At 32.5% G+C, this 1,712-nt stretch carries 3 protein-coding genes and 1 pseudogene; 2 read left to right on the plus strand and 2 right to left on the minus strand.

The window, feature by feature from the left end; genetic code table 11:
• Window positions 1-349 (minus strand): annotated as a pseudogene (locus ACY65O_RS16645) (hypothetical protein); the annotation flags it as partial.
• A 48-nt stretch (window positions 350-397) separates the two neighbouring features.
• Between ACY65O_RS16645 and ACY65O_RS16650 the strand changes: the two are divergent.
• Together ACY65O_RS16650 and ACY65O_RS16655 are read left to right on the plus strand one after the other, a co-directional pair.
• Window positions 398-646 carry a hypothetical protein gene (locus ACY65O_RS16650; RefSeq protein ID WP_462221988.1) on the plus strand — a complete coding sequence of 83 codons (249 nt, stop codon included), beginning with the start codon at window positions 398-400 and terminating at the stop codon, window positions 644-646.
• A 144-nt stretch (window positions 647-790) separates the two neighbouring features.
• Window positions 791-1,108 carry a hypothetical protein gene (locus tag ACY65O_RS16655; protein ID WP_462221989.1) on the plus strand — a complete coding sequence of 106 codons (318 nt, stop codon included), beginning with the start codon at window positions 791-793 and terminating at the stop codon, window positions 1,106-1,108.
• Here ACY65O_RS16655 and ACY65O_RS16660 read toward each other — a convergent pair.
• Window positions 1,105-1,712, minus strand: a 608-nt coding sequence (locus tag ACY65O_RS16660; protein WP_462221990.1) for a sensor histidine kinase, incomplete at its 5' end; no start/stop codon positions are given. The two genes, ACY65O_RS16655 and ACY65O_RS16660, sit on opposite strands and share 4 nt — an antisense overlap.

Below are 1,712 nucleotides of genomic sequence, written 5' to 3' on the forward strand. Positions count from 1 at the left end.
CCAGATTTTTTATTCTTTGCAATGTGGTGCTATCAGTTACCTTTTTATCTTTAAGGGTATAAATAAAATTTCCCCCTTTTTTTATTCGTTTAACACCTTCCTGCGAATCTTGCACATACAAAAGATTAATTGCTTTAGCAGTTTTTTCAGGATCTCTGCTGATATCTTTAATTTTTTTTCTGGGAATTTTTATTATTTCTTCAGCAGGCGTTGTCATGATAAAATCATTAAAATTTGTAAAGCAGTTAATAAGTTTAAATTTTGTGCCAAATCGAACTGATATGGGGGTAAACATAAAAGTACCGGGGCCTTTCATTTCATGCGGCACAGCATACACACTTACGCTCATTTTGTAGAAATAATTTCCTTTTTCAGTTTTTAGTAATGCAATTGAATAGTGTCTGAAGCAATTATTGCTTATTATAAAAAATGGGAAATTTTAATTTTATCTTTACAGGCACCCTGGCCAGAAGTGAAAGAGTTACTCAAAGAAGTAAACAGCGAACTTTCCGATGAAGATTTAATCTATGAACCTGAAAAGGGAGAGGAATTAATACAAAGGCTTTCTGTAAAAATGGGCCGAACTAAAGAGCATATTAAAGCGTGGATAGAAAGCGTATCTGCTAATACAAGACCTTCATTTTAAAGCTGCAACTTAATCATTTAACTTTTGGGGTTGGGAATTAAATAAAAACTCCATGTGGAAATTACTGTAAAATAAACGTAAGATTACTTGGTAGTTTAACATAATCCGCTATATTTGACCTTTAATCACCACAAGACCTCAAATATGGATGCTAATGAGATTTTGGACGAAGGTCTAAAACATTTAGAAAGCTGGCTTTTAGAAAATGGTTATTCGGATATAGTAATAGATAAATTTGGGACTGATGTAGCAGATATTCATGCAAAAGGACTAACCGAAAACATTATCGTAGAAGTTAAAACGGCACTTTACCCTGATGAAAAAACTGCGTCAAGCAGAACTTATAAATTTGCTTTGAAGGAACTGGCAACCAAGCTTGAAAAAATCGCTTATGTGGCTTATTTAGTAATTGATAAAGACAAAAACCTTATTGGCGAAATTATTTGGGAAAGACTGAATTAGGGTAAAGTAAAAATAACAGTTATTAAACAGCCTTTACCTTTTTTAGATTCAATACTAACCTTTCCATTGCTTACCTCTGATCTGCTTTTTATATTTTTTAAACCCACACCTGTTCTTTTTTTAGCGGTATCAAAACCAACGCCATCATCTTTAATAGCCAGGTAAATTTCATCTCCTTTATTAGCAATACTTATTTCAACTTTTGAAGCGTTTGCATGTTTAATTATATTATTTAATTGTTCCTGTACAATTCTAAAAATAGTAAGTTTTATTTTTTTATTTAACAGGCCTTCGTTAAAATTTTTCCATTTTGTTTCAATTGTAAAAGGATTTACCAGCTTCATGCTGTCCACCAGGTCGTTTAATGCCTGCAGCAAACCAATTTCTTCCAGGGCAGGAGGTATTAATGCGTTGGTAAGCTTTTTTATAGCCACCATTACCCTTTCAGTAAGTAATTTACTTTCATTTATAAGTTCAGGATTAAGTTTATTTTGCTTCAGGGTATATTCCAGGTAAAGTTTTATTGTAGCCACAATCTGGTTAATATTTTCATGCAGTTCTTCACCAATTTCAATGCGTTCTTTTTCCTGGCCCATAATTACTG

The sequence above is a fragment of the Ferruginibacter sp. genome, from assembly GCF_031430955.1.
In the GTDB taxonomy this organism is placed as follows: domain Bacteria; phylum Bacteroidota; class Bacteroidia; order Chitinophagales; family Chitinophagaceae; genus Ferruginibacter.

Bases quoted from the DNA above. Each gene is read 5' to 3' on its own strand.
- ACY65O_RS16655 (WP_462221989.1), top strand. From the start codon at position 791: ATGGATGCTAATGAGATTTTGGACGAAGGTCTAAAACATTTAGAAAGC.